Here is a 21,470-nt window from a genome sequence, read left to right as displayed (position 1 = left end):
TAATTTTCCGCATAATTCAACCTTATGTAAGTAATATTTCAAATCCAATGGCACTCCTAAACGACGTTCTTAGTTTTTTTATCAAACGCCGCATCGAACGCATTGAAGAGTTTTTGCGACACCCGATTGAAACGCAACATCGGATTTTTCATGAACTTATTGAAAATGCTCGTTATACCGAATGGGGTTTAAAATACGACTACAATAGCATTGATACAATCAAGGATTTTCAGGAAAGAGTGCCTATTTCAACCTATGAAGAACTTTTTCCTTATATTGAGCGAGTTTTAAAAGGCGAACAAAATGTCCTTTGGGCATCAGATATTAAGTGGTTTTCAAAATCTTCTGGCACAACCAATTCTCGTAGCAAGTTTATTCCTGTTTCTGAAGAATCGCTCGAAGATTGTCATTACCGAGGAGGTAAAGACATGATGACTCTCTACTTCCACAATCGCCCTGATGCAAAACTATATGAAGGAAAAGGACTTTCGATTGGTGGAACATTACACCCAAATCCTTACAATATTGAAACCCAAGCAGGCGATATTTCGGCAGTAATCACCAAAAACCTTCCTGCATGGGCTGATTATATTCGTACCCCTCCAAGTGAAATAGCATTGTTGGATAATTGGGAGCAAAAAATGGAACAAATGATAGCCATTTGTACCCCTGAAAATGTGACCAGCATTTTGGGTGTACCAACATGGACAGTAGTACTACTCGAAAATATGTTGGAACGCTCTGGTAAACAAAATATGCTTGAAATTTGGCCAAATTTTGAGGTTTTTGTACATGGTGCCGTTGCTTTTCAACCTTACCGAGATTTATTCAAAAACAAGCTATTTCCTTCTGAACAAGTAACCTATCTTGAAACGTATAATGCTTCTGAAGGATTTTTCGCCATACAAGATGAGCTTAGCCGAGTGGGTGAAATGCTTTTGATGTTGGATTACGGTGTTTTTTACGAATTTATACCAATGGAGGAATGGGACAAAGAGTACCCCAAAACCCTCACATTAGAGGAAATAGAGTTAGATAAAAACTATGCTTTGGTAATTTCGACCAATGCTGGTTTATGGCGGTACAAAATTGGCGATACCATCAAATTCACTTCGCTTGACCCTTATCGAATCAAGGTAAGTGGTCGTACCAAACACTTTATCAATGCTTTTGGCGAAGAAGTTGTAATCGAAAACGCAGATGCTGCTATCACTGAAGCATGTGTAGCCTCCAATGCAAGTATTGTCGATTATACTGCTGGCCCAGTTTATATGGGAGATGGTAGTAAAGGTCGCCATGAATGGATAATCGAATGTTCTAAAAAACCTGATAATGAAGAACTATTTATTAAAACTTTAGATGGCACACTTCGGAAAATCAACTCTGATTATGATGCCAAACGTTATAAAGACATGGCATTATTAATACCTAAAGTACATTTTGTCGAGAATGGAACATTCTACCACTGGATGTCGAAACGAGGTAAATTAGGAGGACAAAACAAAGTGCCTCGTCTGAGCAATTCAAGAGAATACTTAGATGATATACTGCTGATGGTCAATGAATTAGCATAAAAAAACATGACGGATTTAGAATAACGATTTACGAATGATTGCAGTAATATCATTTTACTACCAACTTTCTAATTCTTTTTATTCATAAATCATCATTTGTCAATCGTAAATCTTTAACATTCATTCAAAATTTAACGATGAAACTATTCCGCTTTGGCGAACCAACCAATGAAAAAACTGGCGTTATTCTTTCCGATGGAAAAAAAATAGATGTATCAGCCTTCGGCGAAGACTATAACGAAAACTTCTTTGCTACCAATGGTATTCCAAGACTGGCTGATTGGCTTGAATCCAATTTAGACAATTGTGCTGAAGTAGCCGACGATGTACGTTTGGCCTCATGCGTTGCTCGTCCATCTAAAATCATTTGTATTGGCCTAAATTATGCCAAGCACGCTGCCGAATCAGGCATGGCTGCTCCTGCCGAGCCAGTAGTTTTCTTTAAATCAACAACTGCTCTCTGTGGACCAAATGATGATATAATTATTCCTAAAAACTCAGTCAAAACCGACTGGGAAGTTGAATTAGCTTTTGTTATAGGCAAAAAAGCAAGTTATGTTGAAAAGGATGAGGCTATGAATTATATTGCAGGATACTGCTTACACAATGATTATAGTGAACGTGAGTTTCAGTTAGAACGTGGTGGACAATGGGTAAAAGGTAAAAGTTGTGATACTTTTGCTCCACTTGGGCCATTCTTAGCAACTATTGATGAAGTAGGCGACCCGCAAAACTTACGTTTATGGCTAAAACTAAACGATGAAATCTTGCAAGATTCAAATACTGACGATATGATATTTGATATTCCAACGATTTTAAGCTATTTAAGCCAATTCATGACTTTACTTCCTGGCGATGTGATTTCAACAGGAACCCCTGCGGGCGTTGGGTTAGGTTTCAAACCACCTCGCTATCTCAAAGCAGGTGATATGGTAGAATTAGGCATAGAAAACCTCGGTACACAAAAGCAAACTGCGGTGGCTTATGCTTAAAGAATAAGCAAAATATTTATTGAGAAGCTCTGTTTTTTGAAAACAGAGCTTTTTTTGAGATATTATTGGCATCCACCAATTTTAGCTGTAAATACCGAACCACTTGATACTTGAAAGCCAGGATTTAGAAATATTGATTTATTGGTAGCATAATTGATTTTTGAAGACGGATTCAGTTTTGCACTTGAATTAATTATATATTTGGTATCAAACTGTTGCACAGGAGGGTATATATAGTGCGATGTAAAATCTATTTCATCTAAACAATCATTATTGAAGGTGATATGCTGAGTATTAGAATACCTTGTACAACCATCTACTTGACAAATGGCATTGTAAGTAACAGATTGTGAAATTAAAACATTAATGATATTTGTTCCAACAAAAGTCCCGCTTGTACCATCACTATTTTCAAACCTCCATTTAATAGGGTTTGTATTACTACAGCCAGTTATTAAAGTGATCATTTGATTAGTTTTTGCATTGTCACCTAAACTTACAAGATCTTCACCATCATCCACTATATCATGAATATTTAAATCCATCCAATTAAGGCGAATAGATACAAAGTTTTTTAGTTTTTGTATTTCATTGCTAAAACTTACATTGTCCGTTGGAAACCATTTCTTGCTATCTCTGGCAGCGGCATCCTGAATAATATTTGCCAAGCTATCAATAAAGCGATAACTTTTCTCAATCGACAGAAACGATAACCTAAAATCCTTATACTTAGCAATAACATTACTTTTGAAAGCACAATCTTGCATCATTCTTTCCACCCAAAAGAAACGTGGGTCACAATTATTGCATGAAAACCGCCAACTTGTAGCATAATTATCAAATAAACCAGGATTTACATCCCATATTGGAGATGCCTTCAATTTACTATCTCGTTCTTTATAAAGATATTGGCTTCTTGAAAAAATATCATAACTAATCGCATATTCTTGGAAAATAAAATTTTCAACAAAGCTATTTTCATCTACATATTTTCTAAATCCTAAAATCGGGTCTTTAAAATTTTCGCTTTTTAAAGAAGTCTCAAAATCATTTATATAGTTTTTGATATAATTTGCTTGTTGTGTATTAGGTTTTTTCGGGTATTTACATTCAAAACTCATTTTATAATTCGATGCAGGCGAAGATAAATAGTTGGACACCCAAATATTTGGTACATTAAGGACATCTGTCTCCCTTGATGCTTCAATAATATAGCCACCCGAAATTTTTGCAATAGTGGTATCTTTTTCCTCCAGTTTTTTAATATTTATGCGGTTGGTATCTCGCTTTATTTTTTCGGTAAATACATATAGCCCCATATATTCTCCATTGATCACTACTTCTACGAATTTTGTTCGTGGAGAATACTCATTTGTTTTTTTCCATAAATCATAGATATATGCATTTTTTATATGGGTTTTATCATCATAATTAGCAATAAGTACCCAGTCAGATTCTTCTGGGAAACCCAATAAACCAAATTTTACACTTTCATCAAGAATATTTCTTAACTCAAAAGAATAAGATTTTTTAGGGGCGGCTTGCGACGATGTCCCATGTAATTCTATTCCAGCATATCCATTATAATGATAGTCAGTGTCTGTCAAATAGTTTTGACTACCATCTGTATGATACAAAACCTTGAATCCAACTTTGATCTTGGGATCATTTACAATGATATCATCATTGGTTTCAATGATAATTATTGGAAGATTCGAACTTACTAACTGAGCAAAACAAAAGTTTGAAATAAACAAAAAAAAGCTCAATTTAGAAAACAAATGAGTCAGTGAATTCATTTATAAAATTGCTTAAAAACTAATAAAATAATTCGTTTGGAGCTTTAGTAAAGTACTTATTAAAAAATAGAATAACCTTATTTTAGGGGGGAGCAAATGAAAATACAGTCTTAAGGATTCACCAAATATTTTCAACATTTAGCCACAGCACTAGCAATTTATTGAGAAAATATTTAATGACAAAATAATTATGAATATAATTCTAAGAACAATTATAAATATCTCATTTTGAATCAAAAGTATGATGTTTTAAAACAGTTGATATCCGCATTTACAAAGTTTTTTGTCATTTTAGAGAGAAAAACGGTACGCATATCTAATCACCATTCAAATTGCATTTATATCGTTCATTATCAATAAGTTATAATTTAAAAATATGCCTTTAAAATCACCCAAAACTCACTTATAATTCTTTGAATAAAATCTAACTTTAGGCACGATTTTAGCTAAATGCTTTTAAAAAGCACTCAAACCCAATGAAAAAAATATTATTACTTATCTGCTTGATCACTCACTATTCAAGCTTTTCTCAACAAGAATGTCTTTGCTCTCAAAATTTCGATTTTTCTTATCAAAAAATCAAAGATAATTATGCTGGTTGGAGCGATAAAATCACTCCAAAAAACCAAGCTGAATTTGATAAACTCACGCAAGAAATTCGGGAAGCTGCAAAAAAAATCACTAACGAACGAGAATGTTACTTTCTACAAAAAAAATGGTTTGATTATTTTCACGATGGTCACCTTTTTATTAGTCCAATTACGCCATACACAATTGATGATTCTCCCGAAGTTGTGGCAAGTCGAGCTACAAAAGTGCCACAATTAGCATTCAATGAAACCAGTTTCACTCAATATTTAAAAGAAAATGAAGCAAAACTTTCATCAATAGAAGGTATTTGGGAAAGCGACGATAAAGCTTACAAAGTAGGCATTTTGAAAGATAAAGTTAATCCCAAAAAGTTTATCGGATTCCTTTTAGCCGACAGAAGTGCTACTTGGAAAGCTGGCAAGGCCAAGTTTGAAATGTTACAAGTAGCTCCAATGAAATATGTAACCAATTATTACTATGCCGATTTTTCGAGTGAAAAAAGTTTTACAAGGGAAGTGAAAAACTTTTTGGTGATGGAAAATATCTATAAATTTAATAAGATTTTTCCTTTCCCAAAAGAAGAAATCAGCAATGATGACATTTTACACCGCATCGCCGATTATCGCATTGAAAAATTAGATAACGAAACAGCCTTGATTGTTTTGCCTCCTTTTACACTACCCAATGCCCCTGAATTCATACAGGAAATGTTAACTGCCAACGAAGAAATACTAAAAAACACACCAAACTTAATCATTGATTTACGCAACAACCCAGGAGGCGATGATGCAGCATTCACTTCATTATTCCCCTATATTGCCACCAGCCCGATTATAAGAAAAGGAGGACTTTTCAGGGCAACCGATGAAAACATTATTTCACTTAAACATGAGTTAGAGGCGATTCAAGAATATCCTGTTTATAGAGAACGTCTTACGCCTAAATTACAACGTGTTTTACAACAAATGGAGGTAAATAAAGGTAAATTTGTCAATGGCCCAGACAAAGAATTTGCTTCTGGAGCTATAATGACTAACCCTAAAAAAGTAGCTTTTTTGGTCAATAAAAATACAGCAAGTACAGCCGAACAATTTATTTTAGAAGCCAAACAAAGTACCAAAACAGTGGTTTTTGGAGAAAATACTAAAGGTTTAGCCGACTATATTGAAGTGCGAGATTGGGGTTTACCTTGCTATGGTTGGAGAGTGGCTTTTTCATTAGCAAAAAGTCCACGTTTACCCCAAAAACCAATTGACAATGTAGGTATTGCTCCTGATGTCAAAATTGGAGAAAATGAAGCCGATTGGGTAGAATTTGTTAAGAATTACCTAAAAAAATAACAATATTTTTTTCATGGTCAAGAGTCTTTCATCAAAAGGTTTTTTATCTTTGATGCCATAAACTCTTCAACTATGAAAAAAATATTTTGGCTAATTTTCTCTGGTATAATCCTTTTAACCTCTTGCCGTAAAAACCCATCTTCCAGTGATAGTCAAATCAATGAACTTCTCAAAGATTTTGCTAATAAACGAGTAAAATTACCCAATGGTTGGTCGCTTACACCAGCAGGAAGAAGTGTAAATTTAGCCAATGATTTGCCTTTAAATTTAGTTGTTTCGCCTTCAAAAAAGTATTTAGCAATTACTAATAATGGTCAAGGAAAACAAAGTATTACACTTATTGATGCCCAAACTGAGCAAATTTTAGACGATAAACCAATAGAAAAATCATGGGTTGGTTTGGCTTTTAGTCCAGATGAGAAAAAACTTTATGTTTCGGGTGGAAATGACAATAAAATTTTGATTTATCGCCTCGAAAATGGCAAATTAATAGATGATTCCGAAATCGTTTTAGGAAAGCCTTGGCCAGTGCCAATATCTCCTGCGGGCTTATGTGTCACAGACAAAAATTTGTTTGTCGTTTCTAAAGAAAACAACTCGCTTTATGTTTGCAACCTAGCCGATAAATCAATTGTCAAACAAGTACAATTGCCTGCCGAGCCATATACCTGTTTGCTTTCTCCCGACAAAAAAACCTTATATATTTCGCTTTGGGGCGGGGCAAAAGTTTTGTATTATAACATTGATAATCAAGCAATTACAGCAGAAGTTGAGGTTGATAAAAACCCGAATGACTTGCTTTTAAGCAAAGATGGCAAATACCTTTTTGTGGCTCATGGAAATGACAATACCGTTTCGTTGATTGAAACTGCTACCAAGACAAAAATCGAAAGTTTATCGGCATCACTTTACCCCAACTCCCCTATTGGCACTACGCCTAATGGCTTGGCTTTGAACAATGACGAAACCAAACTTTTCATTGCCAACGCCGACAATAATTGTTTGGCGGTTTTTGATGTTACTGAAAAAGGTAAAAGTAAATCTTTGGGTTTTATTCCCACAGGCTGGTACCCCACAGCAGTCAAATTGGTTGATGATAAAATTTTTGTAACCAATGGTAAAGGTTTTTCATCCTTGCCAAACCCCAAAGGGCCGAACCCAGTGAGTTCAAAAGCTTCACAAGTGAAAGGAGCTAATCCAGAAGCAAATCGAGGCTCACAATATATTGGGGGGCTTTTTAAAGGTACTGTCTCGATTATTGATATGCCTGATGAACGAATGTTGGCAGCATATTCATCATTGGTTTATGAAAACTCACCTTATAACAAAGACGTAGAACGCCAAGCAGAAGGAGAAAAAGGCAATCCGATTCCAACAAAGTTAGGAGAAAAGTCCCCAATCAAATATGTTTTTTATATCATCAAAGAAAACCGCACGTATGACCAAGTTTTGGGCGATATGAAAGAAGGTAATGGTGATGCTTCACTTTGTCTTTTTCCAGAAAAAATCACCCCCAATCAACACGCTTTAGCTAAACAATTTGTGCTTTTAGACAATTTTTATGTAGATGCCGAAGTAAGTGCCGATGGACATAATTGGTCAACAGCCGCCTACGCCAATGATTTTGTAGAAAAAACTTGGGTAAATAGCTACGGTGGTCGTGGTGGAAATTATGATTTTGAGGGAAGTCGAAAAATTGCCCATCCAAAAAATGGTTTTATTTGGGATTTTTGTAAAAGAGCCAATCTAAGTTACCGCACTTACGGCGAATTTACATCTAACGGAAAAGCAAGTATAGCAACGTTGGAAGGGCATTATTGCAAAAATTTTAGAGATTATGGTACAGACTACAAAGATATTGACCGTGAAAGCGTTTGGGAAAAAGATTTGGATTCTTTGATTGCCATTAATGCCGTTCCAAAGTTCAATTCGTTACGCATGGGCAATGACCATACATCAGGGGCAAGAATCGGCATGCCAACTCCAGAGGCCGCCGTAGCAGACAATGATTTGGCGGTTGGTAAATTTGTTGAACATTTATCAAAATCAAAAATTTGGAACGAGTCGGTTGTTTTTATTTTGGAAGATGATGCTCAAAATGGACCCGACCATGTGGATGCTCACCGTTCACCATGTTATGTAGTTGGAGGTTTTGTGAAACGTAGTTTTGTTGACCATACGGCCTACTCAACCTCTTCAGTATTAAGAACAATGGAATTGATTTTAGGGCTTCCACCGATGAGTCAATATGATGCCGCTGCCAAGCCTTTATGGCGTTGTTTTTCACAAAAGCCTAATAGTAAAGGCTTTACAGCATTAGCAGCAGGAGTGGACTTGGATGAAAAAAATGTTGCTGTTAATATCAATTCTAAAAAATCTTCGATGTGGGATTTAAGTAAAGAAGATGCTGCCCCTGATATTGCTTTCAATGAAGTTATTTGGCAAACCGTTCGTGGACTAAATAGCAAAATGCCCGCTCCTCGCCGAAGTGCGTTTGTAGTGATTGCAAAAAAAGGTGATGACGACGACGACGATGATGATTGAAAAGGTCCATAGACAACAGTCCACTGTCCACCGATTTTCTTAGTTTTTACTATCGACTGTCGTCCGTGGACTGTGGACTAAAACCTACTTTCCATAAAACTCTGCAAAATAATCACGGCACTGATTTTATCAATATTACCTTTGATTTGACGGTCTTTTTTCTTCATTCCGCCAGCAATCATGGTTTGAACAGCCATTTTTGAGGTAAATCGTTCGTCGTGAAGATTTACAGGAATTTCGGGAAAAGTTGTTTTTAGTTCAATGATAAATCGCTCAACATAAGCTGTTCCGTCGGTAATTGTTCCGTCTAAATTTTTGGGCATTCCAACCACAAAAGCCTCAATTGGCTCATTTTGAGCGTATTTTTTAAGGAATTCCAACAATTTTTCTGTCGGCACAGTTTCTAATGCCGAAGCGATAATTTTGGAGGGGTCAGTTACTGCCAAACCTGTTCGTTTAGCACCGTAATCAATAGCAAGGATTCTTGGCATAAGTATGTCGATTTTTATAACCGACCATAGTTTTATTGAGTAAAAAAAGCCCTTTGGGTTTTGTTATAGTTTTTTTGCTTCTTCCCAAAAAATATCCATTTCTGCCAATGTCATATCTTTTAGATTTTTGTTGGCTTCTTTGGCTTTTTGTTCGAGGTATTGAAAACGCTTAATGAACTTTTTATTGGTACGTTCCAAAGCAGTTTCGGGGTTTAAATCAATGAAACGAGCGTAGTTTACCAAAGAAAACAATAAATCACCAAATTCAGCTTCGGCTTTTTCTTTGTCAATAGCTACATCGTTTTCAACATCAAACATTTCCTTAAATTCACCCATTTCTTCCTCAACCTTTGCCCAAACCTGGCTTTTTTCTTCCCAATCGAAACCTACCCCACGAGCTTTTTCTTGAATTCTCATGGCTTTTACTAAGGCAGGAAGCGATTGCGGTACACCACCCAAAACTGATTTATTGCCTTCTTTTAGCTTCAACTGCTCCCAATTTCGTTTCACTTCTTCTTCTGTTTCGGCTATTACATTTCCATAAATATGTGGGTGACGAGAAACCAATTTATCACAAATGGCATGAAGCACATCTGCCACATCAAATTCACCAGTTTCAGAGGCAATTTTTGAATAAAATACCAAATGAAGCATAATATCACCCAATTCTTTCTTTATTTCGGGCAAATCTTTTTCCAAAATCGCATCTGAAAGTTCATAAGTTTCTTCAATTGTCAAATGGCGAAGGGTATCCATCGTTTGCTTTTTGTCCCACGGGCATTGCTCACGAAGTTCGTCCATAATAGTCAGTAAACGGTCAAACGCCATGAGTTTTTCCATGCGTTGCGGAGGGAATATTGGAGGAAGTTTGTTACTCATATTTCTTTTTTAGCTCTTCAAATACTATTTTTAAACCATTTTCAGCTTCATCAGATTGCACATTGGCAAACAAGATAAATGCTTTATTTCTATCTTTACAAAGATACACTTTCGTAAGAAATGTACCTGGGTTTCCTTCATGAAAGGAATATTTTAGTTGACTTTTTTCATCAACGTACCATTTCCAACCAAACGCAAATTCGGGAAAACCGTAGTGCATGAATTCAAAATCTTTTGCGGTTAATGTTTTCGATTTTCCTAAAAGTCCCTGTAATTGCAATTGAATAAATTTGGTATAATCAGGCAAACTCACATTGATGTTTCCTGCTGAAGATAACCAATTTAACTTAAAATTTTCAGCAGGTTTTTCTGGCTCTAAATTCTCATCATGCCCCCAAGTTTGCTTGACATTTTTAACGTTTGGCTGTCCAAAATCAAATTTTATATTTAAACTTTCACCCAATTCTGTCACCAATGTTTTATAATCTTTTCCTGTTACTTTTTCAAGCATCAAACCTGCTGCCACATAGCTTGGATTTGACCAATAAATTTCATTTTTCTCAACAACAGGATTTTGCTGTAAAATCCAAGATACAAACGCATAACGTTGCTGCCATTCGTTACCTTTTATTTCTTTTTTCGTTGGCGTTTCATTGCCATAAGACCATTTGATAAGATTTGCCCGAAAAGTCAGAAAATCTTGCAAGGTCACACTATAATAAGCAGGATTACTTTTAAATTTCAATTCTGGAAACAAATCAAAGAATTGGGTATTCCACTGTATTTTCCCTTCTTTTACTAAAAGTGTTGCTATATAACTCGTAACCGTTTTGGTATTTGAGCCAATTCTAAATTTATCTCTAAGTTCGGCCTTTAAATTTGAATTTGCTTTTTTATAGCCAAGTGCCTGTATTTCTATTGCTTTTTCAGAAGAAATTACTGCATAATTTAACTCAGGAATATGATAAACTTTTCTTACACTATCTACAAACTTCGCCATCGTTTGGCTATAAGAAATATTACAAATACAAATAAATAGCAACAGAAAAGCACTCGTCTTTTTCATTATTTTTGGTTTTGGAAAGCCTCACAAAGGTCGGCAAATAAAAGCAAAAAAGCCACCTGATTTCTGAAATGATTACAATTCCTTTTATCAGTGAGGACACTGACAAGGGCAAAGACAGACAAAGGCAAAACAAAAAAGCCACTTGATTTCTCAAATGGCAAATTTTATATCTGATAACTAAAAACTGCTTACTGCAAACTGGATCAGCTTTTCCACTTAATTGCACAACCAACAGCCTTTGTTGTGGTTGTCACGACTGGTTTTCCTGCCAAAAGATTATTTACTGCATCTTCTACATAACGCTTCGTAACGCCCGATGGGTCTTGTGCATTGTCGTCAATTGCACCTAAATAAGATAGAATTAGTTTACCACCTTCTTTTTTCAAGACATAAATTTGAGGTGTACGCATCGCACCAAACAATTTCGATACTGTTTGCGTATCATCAGCTAAATAAGGATATGTATAACCTTTTTCTTTGGCCCGTGCTTGCATATTGGCAAATGAATCCTCTTCGTAAGCATCTGGGTCATTAGGATTTATGGCAATCACTGGGAAGCCTTGCGAGGCATATTTACTATCAAGAGCAATGACTCGATCTTCATACGATTTTGAAAACGGACAATGGTTTGAAGTAAAAACTACAATAAATCCTTTGGCAGCAGTAAAATCTGACAAGGAAACCATTTTTCCATTGATATTTTTAAGTTTAAAATCAGCTACAACATCACCAATATTATACCCAAGTGCAACATTGGGTGACTTCACAGGCTCGGCTGCATCAACTTTTTTGAAAGAAAACGTTGAAAATAAGCCACTAAAAAACAGTACTTCTACAATAATTAAAATTTTAGTTTTCATTTCTTTTTTTAATTTTTAAACTTATCGGAAGCAACGGTATAAATCCTAAAATCAATTTGCTTTCTAACGCATTGAAAACAATTATATTTCAAAAAAAGTGCTTAATTTTTTCAGTAAGTGTCTGATAATCAAATATTTGTTCATAAAATTCTTTTCGATTTCCTTGGCTAATTAATGTAGCTGGAATCGCTCCCGACCATTTTGTACTTACTTTATCAATCCAACTGTCATAATCTGGTTCGTCCAATAAATAAACGGGCGAATTAATTCCTTTGTCTTCTACGAACTTTTTTACATTCTCCAAATCTCGCTTAAAATCAAGACTAATAAAAATAATTTTTACATTATTTAAACGAAAATTATTACCCACAGTTTCAAAATTAGGCATTTCGGCAACACACGGTCGGCACCACGATGCCCAAAAGTTAATGACATAAATTCCATCATCTTTTTGCATCAATTTATCTAAATCGGTAAACTTTATAATTTCAATCGGATTTTGAGCAGAAACTACATAATTACCTGATAGACAAACAATTATGAGTAATAGTTTGAATATTTTCACATTTATTTCCAAAGTATTCTGTAAATTTATTTTAAAGTACGTAATTAGCAATCACAAATCAACCAAAACCTATAAAACAATGAAAAAACTTATCTTACTACTTTTTATTTCTTGCTTTTGTGCGAATATTTCTTTTGCCCAAACCGCCTCATCCGACTCATTGAAGCAATATGTTGGTACTTATAAAATGAAAGATGGCAGCCCTTTCGAGACATACAAAATCACTTTTGCCGATGGTTCAATTTCGGGCGAAGCTGATAGTTATGGTGCAAACAAGTTGGTTAAAAAAGAAGGTGTTGATAAATTTCAATCAACCAGTTCTTATGGCTCAATTATTACCTTTACTCGCAATGCCGATAAAAAAGTAACAGGCTTAAAAATGGAAATTCAAGGCTCAGAAATCTTTGCCGATAAGCAAAATTAGGGTTTCTTAGAGAAAGGGACTATCTAAATCCCTTTCTCTAAACTTATTACTTTGCCTTTTTCCAATTTTAATCTTTTATCTACACATGGTGGAATTTCGTTTTCGTAATGCGTGACATAAATGAGCGTTTTGTCAAGTTCTTGTACCAATTCATTAACCAAATCTCGGAAATATACGAGATGATTATAATCCAAACCCTGACAAGGTTCATCTAATAAAAGTAAAGGTGGATTTTTTATTAATGCTCTTGATAAAAAAACTTGTCGCTGCTCACCCGTAGAAAGCTGATAAATTTTTCTTTCAGCTAAGTGATTGATATTCAATAATTTAAGATATTTTTCCGTTAATTCTCTTTCTTCGTCAGTTAGTTTTTTGAAAAGACCCGCCGAATCAAATAATCCTGATGCTGTGGCTTTCCAAACCTCCGTATTTCGGTTGAAATATAAATGCAACTCAGGCGAAACATAACCAATGCGTTGTTTGATGTCCCAAATACTTTCTCCCGATCCACGCTTACGGTCGAACAAATCATAATCATTTTGATACCCTTGTGGGTTATCAGCAGTGATTAAACTCAAAATTGTACTTTTCCCCGAACCGTTGGGTCCCATCAAAGCCCATTTTTCACCACGCTTCACTTGCCAACTCACGCCGTCAACCACATTTACACCTTTATAAGTAACGCTTACATTTCTCATATTCAGTGCAAACTCAAAATCATTCCGAGCGGGAAACTGTTTTATATTATCTAAAACTTCAGAATGAAGATTTGCGTTTGAATTGTGGATAACTTGTTGAAAGTCAGCCGCTTGTGTGGACAACCTACTTATTTTGCCATCTTTCAACTCTAAAATATGATTTATACAAGACGGGATTTCATTTGGTGGTGCTACCAAAATAATTTGTACGCCCGATTTAGCGATTTGATTTAAAACTTCGTGCAAAGTTTCTCTACTTTCGACATCTAAACCAACGAAAGGATTATCAAGCAAAAGCACTTTTGGCTTTCGTAATAAAGACAAAGTAATAAGTGTTCGACGAGTTTCACCATTAGAAAGCGTCACAATGTGTCGGTCTAACAAATGTGAAATTTTTAATAAATTCGCTTTTTCTTCCAGTGCTTGATTTGAGAATTCTGGCGGTGAAAGACTAATTGATTTCTCATCAATCGTACCAATTGGCTTTATTTGATTTTGTAAAATTTCTCTTACTGTTGGAGCAATTTCGGCATCCTGTGAATTAAATCGCTGTTGATAATATTGGGTAGCCGCCTGTACAATTCGATTGAAACTATAATCTTTCGCCACAAAAGCGATTTCATCATAATGAGGCTTCGTAATTGTACCTTTCATCGGAAATATTTTTCCTGCAATGGCATCTAAGAATGTACTTTTACCAGCACCATTACCGCCAACAATTGCCCAGTTTTCATTGGAATTTGCTTGCCAATTGATATTTTCTAAAACTGTTTGGTCGCCTTTTTGGATGCTTACTTCGCTGAATTTTATCATTAATTTTATATCTTTATGCTTTGCTTCAAAATTAATCATTTTTTTATGCAAGATTTATCTTTTCTTATTCTTCTGGGTATTGTTGCATTTCTATACTCTTCTGTCGGACACGGCGGAGCAAGTGGATATTTAGCTTTGATGGCACTTTTCAGTTTTCAGCCTTCATTGATGAAATCTTCGGCTTTGATATTGAATATTTTTGTTTCTATTACTTCTTTTATTCAATTCTATCGAGCAGGTCATTTTCGTTGGAAATTATTTTATCCTTTAGCATTGGCAAGTGTTCCAATGGCATTTTTAGGCGGAACGATGGTTATTTCTGATAGTTTATATAAGAAATTGCTGGCAATTTGCTTGATTTTGGCAATCTTCAGAATGTTAATGAAACCCCAAAGTGACAACACACAAAAAGAAGCATCGTTTGCAGGAAGTTTATTGATTGGCGGAGCCATAGGCTTACTATCAGGAATGTTGGGAATTGGCGGAGGAATTATTCTAAGTCCCATTTTGATTTTATTGAATTGGGCAAATCTAAAGCAAACTGCAGCGATTTCAGCTTTATTTATATTCGTCAACTCACTGGCAGGTTTTGCAGGTTTAGTTTCAAAAGGTTTTCAACCTAATGCTCAGATTTATACTTGGCTGGCGGTTGCTTTTGCTGCTGGGCTTTGTGGCTCTTATTTTGGTAGTAAGAAATTTAATGTTCCGACTTTGCGTTATACCCTTGCAGGCGGTCTAATCATTGCTTGTTTGAAATTGATTTTTACGTAATACTATTTTTTATGAATTTACGCATTTTATGCTTCGGCATTACCCGTGATATTATTGGACAATTTGAATATACTACTTCGCTCGAAAGCGGTGCGACTGTTGCCGACTTGAAACAAAAGCTTTCATTGCAATTTCCTGAATTTCAAGCACTTAAATCATTGCGAATAGCTCTCAACTCAGAATATGCCAATGATGAAACATCTCTCAAAGAAAATGATGAAATTGTATTAATTCCGCCTGTGAGCGGCGGATGATTAAATGAATATTTTTTTTAGTAATTTTGTATAATTTTTTGAATTAGAAAAAAACATGATTTTTAATTCTACACTCTACATTCTTAATTCTACATTTTTTAATGGAAAATCCTATTTTAATTTTTGGTGCTGGAAATCTCGGCAAGATAGTTTTAGATATTTTTAATCGAAATAATGTATTAGTTTTTGGTTTTTTAGATGATGACAAAACATTACACGGCAAAGAAATTGGAGAAATAGTTGTTTTAGGCGATACTGATGATGACGGTTTTTTGAAAATAATTGGACAAAAAACCGAAGCATTTGTGGCTTTGGAAAATACAAAAGAGCGTAAAAAAGTAGTCGAAATGCTCATTAATCGCCGAAAAGTAATGCCTGTCAATGCGGTACATAATACAGCAGTAGTTTCGGAAAATGCCATTATCGGACATGGCAATTTGATTGCTGCTCGTGCTGTCATCAACCCTTATGCTACTGTTGGTAATCATTGTGTCATTCATGCTTCGGCGATTGTTGATATTAATACAAAAGTTGGTGATTATGTTCAAATTGGAGCTGGTGCCATCATCAACAGTGATGCAGAAATCGAAGAAGGGGCATTTATTGGCTCTGGTGCCGTGATTATTTCGGGAATAAAAATTGGCAAGAATGCTCGTGTGGGAGCTGGTTCAGTTGTGGTTGAAAATGTTGCCGATGGAAGTACAGTTTTTGGCAATCCTGCGAAAAAAATATAACGCTATTTCTATGAAAACCCTTTTAACTTTTTCAACCTTCTTACTTATGAGCATTGTAACATTTGCCCAACAAAAAACCATCGGTCAGATACTTAGACTTGACCCTGCTTTAGATAATTTAATTGAAAAAGATGCTAAAATTGAAGTATTGGGAGAAGGATTTGTTTGGTCTGAAGGCCCTGCTTGGGTAAAAAATGGTGGTTATTTGCTATTTTCAGATGTTCCTGCCAATACTGTTTATAAATGGAAGGAAGGTGAGAAAATTACTGAATTTATCAAACCATCTGGCTATACGGGCATCATGCCTTATGGCGATGAGCCTGGTAGCAATGGTCTGATTATCAACAATTTAGGTCAATTGGTATCTTGCGAGCATGGTGACCGTCGCATTTCAGCAATGCCATTGAACATTGGAGGAAAACGAACATTGGCCGATAATTATATGGGCAAAAGGTTCAATAGTCCCAATGATATTGTCCAGAAATCAAATGGTGATTATTATTTTACCGACCCGCCTTATGGAATGCCTCAAAAAGATAAAGACCCAAGTCGTGAAACAGAGCTTTTTGGCGTCTATCGTATTGGTAAAAATGGTGTAGTTTCACTCATTATAAAAGATTTAACTCGCCCCAACGGATTAGCTTTTTCGCCTGACGAAAAAACACTTTATGTGGCACAATCAGACCCTGACAGAGCCTATTTGATGTCGTATCCTGTACTTACTGATGGAAAAGTAGGCAAAGGAAAAATTCTGTTTGATGCAACTCCTATGGTAAAAGAAGGCTTGAAAGGCTTACCCGATGGACTTAAAATTGACAAAAAAGGCAATATTTTTACAACTGGTCCAGGCGGAATATTAGTGATTTCTCCAGCAGGGAAATTGTTGGGAAGAATCGAAACGGATGAAGCAACTGCTAACTGTGCTTTTGGCAATAATGGTTCAACACTCTATATCACTGCAGACATGTATTTGCTACGACTTCAAACCAAAACGGTGGGAGTTGGATTTTAATTCACCACAGAGGCACGAATTACACGAATTTGCACAGAGTTTTTTCTGTGAAAATCTAAGTAATCGTGCCTCAGTGGTGATTCTTATTTTCCACCTACAACAACCTCACACATATCTTCTGGATTATAATATTTATTGGCGATTTCCATTACTTCGCTCGCCGAAACTGCTCTTAAATTTTTGATATAGTTTTCGTAATAATCTGATGGTAATTCGTCTAAAAGTATGATTTTTTGGCGGTCAGCTACCTCAAAAGGCGTATTCAACGAACCAACAAATGAGCCAATCATATAATTTTTTGCCGTTTCTAATTCATTTTCTCCGACATTTTCCGTTTGCAAAATCTTGATTTCTTTGAAAATCTCGTTAAGGGTTTGTTGCGTAAATTCTTTTTTCACGTCTGTTCCCATTACCAAATATCCACCATCTTTTTGCGGTACTAATGATGATGAAATGCCATAAGTAAAACCTTTGTCTTCACGAATATTTTTCATTAAACGACTGCCAAAATAGCCTCCAAAAATGGTATTTGTTACAAGAAATTTGAAAAAATCAGGATGTGAGCGATTGAATAACTTTCGACCTAAACGAATAGATGATTGTAAGTTTTCTGGTCTTTCAATCAACATATTTTCAATTTTTGCTGGTAAAAAGTCTGTCTCATGGCCTTTTCTACCTACATTTTTCAGTGCAATTTGACCAAAAGTCTGATTCAATGCTTTGATTGCTTCATCGTCAAATTTGCCTGAAATGAATATCTTAAATTGCCTTGCTTGGATTTGATTTTGGTAGAATTCTTGAATTGAATCTCGATTAATATTTTCAATTAAGGGCAAGGTCAATGATTTACCATAAGGATGTGTAGCACCGTAAATTTGCTCTCTAAAAACCTGTCCTGCTATATAAGCTGTTTTTTCTAAATTGACTTTTAGTGTCTGAGAGGCTATATTTTTTTGCATCAACAATTCCTTTTCAGGAATCACTGATTCTGAAATCATTTCTTGAAGCATTGGCAATAGCTTAGGTAAATGCTTTGTCATGCCATGCACTGTCATCACTAATCTTTCAGCCGATTGATTGATTTCAAGAAAAGCCCCAAATTGGTCAAAATACTCACTTATTTCGGTTCCATTCTTGTTTTTTGTGCCTTCTGCAAGCATTTTGGAGGTAAATAACGACTCACCTGTATTAGTTTCAAAACGGCTTCCTGCTTCGAAAATTAATTCTAAACGACTGACTGCTTGTTCGCCTGCCCGAATGGCATAAACTGGAATTTGATTATCCAAAAATATTATTTCAGCTTTTGGAATATTTATATGTTCTATCTTCTTGGAAGGAGGTGCAATGGTTCGGTCTAAAATCATCAATTAAGTTCTAAATTATGACGGAGTCACCCGTGTGATGCTAAGTTCTGAGTAGTTTTATTTACTGTTTTTCAATTTGATTCTAATTGAAAACGCACTTACAAAGATAAAAGTTTATCTTCATAAGTGCGTTTATATTTTTTATTTTGAATTTTATTTTAAAGCTTACTCAAGCGTTAAGCCATAGCAAGATGTACGAGATAAACTTTGATACGTTCCGCAAATCATTACGCCATCATCTCCATTTTCTTTTACTTCTTTAATTGCCGCTTTAAAATCATTTACAGTATTTATTTTGCGGTCGCCAACTTTCAATACGATGAAACCTTCACGCATTTGAGTATAATCTGCTACATCTCCATCATAAATTTTCTTTACAATCACACCATTTGGCAAACCCATTTTTTGCTTATCTGCCGATGAAAGTTCAGCCAACTCAATACCTAATTGTTCAAATATTTTATTATCCGAAACAATATTGTTTTTCACAATATCCTTGCCTCCATCACGGTTACGAAGCGTCACTTCGAATTCTTTGATTGAGCCATCACGATTAACAGTAACTTTGGTTGATTCACCTGGGCGTTTACGGCCAATCATTTCTTGTAATTTTGGTCCACTTTTGGTTTCAATACCATCTACTTTTACAATCACATCTCCTTTTTTAATACCTGCGGCTCTCGCTGCACCATTTTCAAGCACATCACCCACATAAATTCCTTCCGAGACTTTAGTATTAAATTCATCAGCACGCTTGCTATCAAGTTCAACCAGATTTATACCTAAATATCCACGTTGTACATTACCATATTTAACAATATCTGCTGTTACTTTTTTCACAATTTCAGACGGAACAGCAAAGGCATAACCTGCATAAGCTCCATTTGGACTGGCGATTGCCGTGTTAATTCCAATCAATTCACCTTTAAGATTTACCAATGCCCCACCACTGTTGCCTGGGTTTACAGCAGCATCAGTCTGAATGAATGACTCAATGGCATCGCTTGTCTTTGCTTGACGGCCATCATCTCCATAACGACGGAACATTTGTTGTTTTTCTGCTAAAATACCAATATTTCGTCCCTTTGCACTCACAATTCCTGCTGTAACAGTCGATTCAAGATTAAATGGATTTCCTACAGCCAATACCCACTCTCCAACTTTCACATTGTCAGAGTTGGCAAAAGTCATTACTTGTAGCTTTGCACCACCTTCGATTTTAATAACAGCAATATCAGTTGATGGGTCAGTTCCTACAATTTTTGCTTTGTAAGATTTATGATCAGACGTTACAACTTCCAATTCATCGGCACCTTCTACTACGTGATTGTTGGTAGCAATGTAGCCATCGGCAGTGATAATTACACCCGAACCTGACGACTCTTGTTGCTGGTTTCGAGGCGAACCAAATGGGCTATCTCCACCAAAAAAGTCATCAAAAATAGTACGTTGTTGAGAAACCATTCTTGAAGATTTTGCTTTAATATGCACAACTGATGGGGTAGAAAGTTCAGCGGCATAAGTAAAATCTCCTGGTACTCCAACTGGCCCTTCATAGTTTGCCAAACGATTGATAGAAGGACTTGATGCTTCGCTAAAAATCACATCTTTTCCTTCAAGTCCGAGCATACGATAGCCTGCAATGGTGGCGATGCTACTAAAAACAGCAATTCCGATGGTTTTTACTGTGTTATTCATTTTATTGACTGTTAATTTTAAATGTTATGTTTATTTACCTAAGCGAATTCTCGATTATTAGTAAAAGGTTTTGTCAAAATGCTTTAACGTTATAACGAAAAAAAAGAGTATTTGTTTGATGCAAATTTAACGCAAAAGTGTGATTGAAAATTCAAGTAATTTATGAAATTTAACAAATTTTAACGGAAAATGCGTATTGGTTTTGATAAGCTAGTGATATCATGTTATGAACGGTTATTACACAGAATTTTTTCCTTTCAAAAACAACCCATTAAAAAGGGCAAAATGCAAATTTTACTTTGTATTTTGCCCTTTTTGTTAGGCGGATAGGCGGGTTATACAAACCCGCTTAACATTACGCAATTTCAATCAAACGAGGTTCTTTTGGCTTTGCCTCTTCTTTTTTAGGTAATTCTAAACCTAAAACGCCATCAGTATAAGTTGCCACGATTTTCTCGCTATCAACAGATTTTGGTAAAGTAAATGAACGTTTGAACGAAGTATAGTTAAACTCTTTGCGAGTATATTTACCTACTTTTTCTTCCGTTTCTGCTTTACTTTCAGTCGAAATTGTCAATGTATTTTCGTGAACGTTTACTTTGAAATCTTCTTTTTTCAAGCCTGGTGCCGCCAATTCAATCTTCAAAGCATTGTCGTTTTCCAAAACATTTACTGCTGGAAATGATTGTTGATGAGTCGGTGCTACACGCTCAAAATCGTTGAAAAGATTTTCCAATAATGATGGAAATGATGGTGCGAATGTTCTTACTAATGTTGCCATGGTTTTTTATTGTTTTAAATGTTTGTTTCTTGATTTGCCACTACGTTGTGGCGACGCTAAACTTTTTAACAATTTGTGTACCAATGTTATTTTCAAGACTTTTTGTCTTATTTTAGTTGTTTTTGGATAATTTTATATGACATATTGTCTGTTTTTGTATTTTTAGCTCTGTCTTAGTGACTGATTTTAAATGAGAAATATCAAAAAAAACGTGGCAAAT

19 protein-coding genes are annotated in these 21,470 nt (G+C 35.4%); 9 read left to right on the top strand and 10 right to left on the bottom strand.

Translation table 11 applies throughout. The features are described from left to right. Positions 1 to 47 precede the first annotated feature (47 nt). Both ACQUQZ_RS00890 and ACQUQZ_RS00885 read left to right on the top strand, forming a co-directional pair. On the top strand, positions 48 to 1,574 hold the full coding sequence (locus tag ACQUQZ_RS00890; protein WP_435357626.1) for a GH3 auxin-responsive promoter family protein: 1,527 nt from the start codon (positions 48 to 50) through the stop codon (positions 1,572 to 1,574). A gap of 137 nt (positions 1,575 to 1,711) precedes the next feature. Beyond that, on the top strand, positions 1,712 to 2,566 hold the full coding sequence (locus ACQUQZ_RS00885) for a fumarylacetoacetate hydrolase family protein (RefSeq protein ID WP_435352709.1): 855 nt from the start codon (positions 1,712 to 1,714) through the stop codon (positions 2,564 to 2,566). A 62-nt stretch (positions 2,567 to 2,628) separates the two neighbouring features. Here ACQUQZ_RS00885 and ACQUQZ_RS00880 read toward each other — a convergent pair whose 3' ends face one another. Further along, on the bottom strand, positions 2,629 to 4,365 hold the full coding sequence (locus ACQUQZ_RS00880; protein ID WP_435352708.1) for a CotH kinase family protein: 1,737 nt from the start codon (positions 4,363 to 4,365) through the stop codon (positions 2,629 to 2,631). A gap of 476 nt (positions 4,366 to 4,841) precedes the next feature. Between ACQUQZ_RS00880 and ACQUQZ_RS00875 the strand changes: the two genes are divergently transcribed. Both ACQUQZ_RS00875 and ACQUQZ_RS00870 read left to right on the top strand, forming a co-directional pair. Continuing rightward, on the top strand, positions 4,842 to 6,296 hold the full coding sequence (locus ACQUQZ_RS00875; protein WP_435352707.1) for a S41 family peptidase: 1,455 nt from the start codon (positions 4,842 to 4,844) through the stop codon (positions 6,294 to 6,296). Positions 6,297 to 6,368: 72 nt separating this feature from the next. Next, a complete protein-coding gene (locus tag ACQUQZ_RS00870; protein WP_435352706.1) occupies positions 6,369 to 8,840 on the top strand; it encodes an alkaline phosphatase family protein in 2,472 nt (823 codons plus the stop codon). 77 nt (positions 8,841 to 8,917) lie between these two features. On the opposite strand, the gene ruvX is transcribed toward ACQUQZ_RS00870, so the two are convergent. The 5 genes from ruvX to ACQUQZ_RS00845 all read right to left on the bottom strand — a co-directional run bounded on the left by ruvX (position 8,918) and on the right by ACQUQZ_RS00845 (position 12,701). Then, positions 8,918 to 9,331 (bottom strand): Holliday junction resolvase RuvX, encoded by a 414-nt coding sequence (gene ruvX, locus ACQUQZ_RS00865; RefSeq protein WP_435352705.1) that lies wholly within the window; start codon positions 9,329 to 9,331, stop codon positions 8,918 to 8,920. Positions 9,332 to 9,394: 63 nt separating this feature from the next. Next, the gene (gene mazG / locus ACQUQZ_RS00860) at positions 9,395 to 10,210 is read right to left on the bottom strand and encodes a nucleoside triphosphate pyrophosphohydrolase (protein WP_435352704.1); all 816 of its coding nucleotides are present in this window, start codon (positions 10,208 to 10,210) and stop codon (positions 9,395 to 9,397) included. Further along, positions 10,203 to 11,276: a serine hydrolase domain-containing protein gene (locus ACQUQZ_RS00855; RefSeq protein WP_435352702.1), complete on the bottom strand. Its 1,074-nt coding sequence runs from the start codon at positions 11,274 to 11,276 to the stop codon at positions 10,203 to 10,205. The genes mazG and ACQUQZ_RS00855 overlap by 8 nt, the downstream gene beginning before the upstream one ends. A 203-nt stretch (positions 11,277 to 11,479) precedes the next feature. Continuing rightward, entirely contained in the window at positions 11,480 to 12,136 is a 657-nt protein-coding gene (locus ACQUQZ_RS00850) for a thioredoxin family protein (protein WP_435352701.1), read from the bottom strand. A gap of 88 nt (positions 12,137 to 12,224) precedes the next feature. Beyond that, on the bottom strand, positions 12,225 to 12,701 hold the full coding sequence (locus ACQUQZ_RS00845) for a TlpA disulfide reductase family protein (RefSeq protein WP_435352699.1): 477 nt from the start codon (positions 12,699 to 12,701) through the stop codon (positions 12,225 to 12,227). A 79-nt stretch (positions 12,702 to 12,780) separates the two neighbouring features. Here ACQUQZ_RS00845 and ACQUQZ_RS00840 point away from each other — a divergent pair, with 79 nt between their 5' ends. After that, entirely contained in the window at positions 12,781 to 13,125 is a 345-nt protein-coding gene (locus ACQUQZ_RS00840; RefSeq protein ID WP_435352697.1) for a DUF3471 domain-containing protein, read from the top strand. Between the two features lie 23 nt (positions 13,126 to 13,148). Here the strand turns inward: ACQUQZ_RS00840 and ACQUQZ_RS00835 are convergent, their stop codons facing one another. Further along, entirely contained in the window at positions 13,149 to 14,675 is a 1,527-nt protein-coding gene (locus ACQUQZ_RS00835; protein WP_435352696.1) for an ATP-binding cassette domain-containing protein, read from the bottom strand. Positions 14,676 to 14,681: 6 nt separating this feature from the next. Here ACQUQZ_RS00835 and ACQUQZ_RS00830 point away from each other — a divergent pair, with 6 nt between their 5' ends. From ACQUQZ_RS00830 to ACQUQZ_RS00815, 4 genes are all read left to right on the top strand, one after another. Beyond that, positions 14,682 to 15,407 carry a sulfite exporter TauE/SafE family protein gene (locus tag ACQUQZ_RS00830; protein WP_435352695.1) on the top strand — a complete coding sequence of 242 codons (726 nt, stop codon included), beginning with the start codon at positions 14,682 to 14,684 and terminating at the stop codon, positions 15,405 to 15,407. 11 nt (positions 15,408 to 15,418) lie between these two features. Next, a complete protein-coding gene (locus ACQUQZ_RS00825) occupies positions 15,419 to 15,661 on the top strand; it encodes a MoaD/ThiS family protein (RefSeq protein WP_435352694.1) in 243 nt (80 codons plus the stop codon). 101 nt (positions 15,662 to 15,762) lie between these two features. After that, positions 15,763 to 16,395, top strand: a complete 633-nt coding sequence (locus ACQUQZ_RS00820; RefSeq protein ID WP_435352693.1) for an acetyltransferase — start codon at positions 15,763 to 15,765, stop codon at positions 16,393 to 16,395. A gap of 46 nt (positions 16,396 to 16,441) precedes the next feature. Beyond that, positions 16,442 to 17,407 carry an SMP-30/gluconolactonase/LRE family protein gene (locus tag ACQUQZ_RS00815; RefSeq protein ID WP_435352692.1) on the top strand — a complete coding sequence of 322 codons (966 nt, stop codon included), beginning with the start codon at positions 16,442 to 16,444 and terminating at the stop codon, positions 17,405 to 17,407. Between the two features lie 83 nt (positions 17,408 to 17,490). On the opposite strand, the gene ACQUQZ_RS00810 is transcribed toward ACQUQZ_RS00815, so the two are convergent. The 3 genes from ACQUQZ_RS00810 to ACQUQZ_RS00800 form a co-directional block, all read right to left on the bottom strand. After that, positions 17,491 to 18,771, bottom strand: a complete 1,281-nt coding sequence (locus tag ACQUQZ_RS00810) for a M16 family metallopeptidase (RefSeq protein WP_435352691.1) — start codon at positions 18,769 to 18,771, stop codon at positions 17,491 to 17,493. A gap of 165 nt (positions 18,772 to 18,936) precedes the next feature. Next, a complete protein-coding gene (locus ACQUQZ_RS00805; protein ID WP_435352690.1) occupies positions 18,937 to 20,469 on the bottom strand; it encodes a Do family serine endopeptidase in 1,533 nt (510 codons plus the stop codon). A gap of 355 nt (positions 20,470 to 20,824) precedes the next feature. Continuing rightward, positions 20,825 to 21,250, bottom strand: a complete 426-nt coding sequence (locus ACQUQZ_RS00800; RefSeq protein ID WP_435352688.1) for an Hsp20/alpha crystallin family protein — start codon at positions 21,248 to 21,250, stop codon at positions 20,825 to 20,827. Positions 21,251 to 21,470 lie beyond the last annotated feature (220 nt).

The organism is Emticicia sp. SJ17W-69 (assembly GCF_051209875.1).
Classification (GTDB): domain Bacteria; phylum Bacteroidota; class Bacteroidia; order Cytophagales; family Spirosomataceae; genus Emticicia.
Note: the sequence above shows the minus strand (reverse complement) of the source record. Positions and strands in the feature narration are given on the sequence as shown.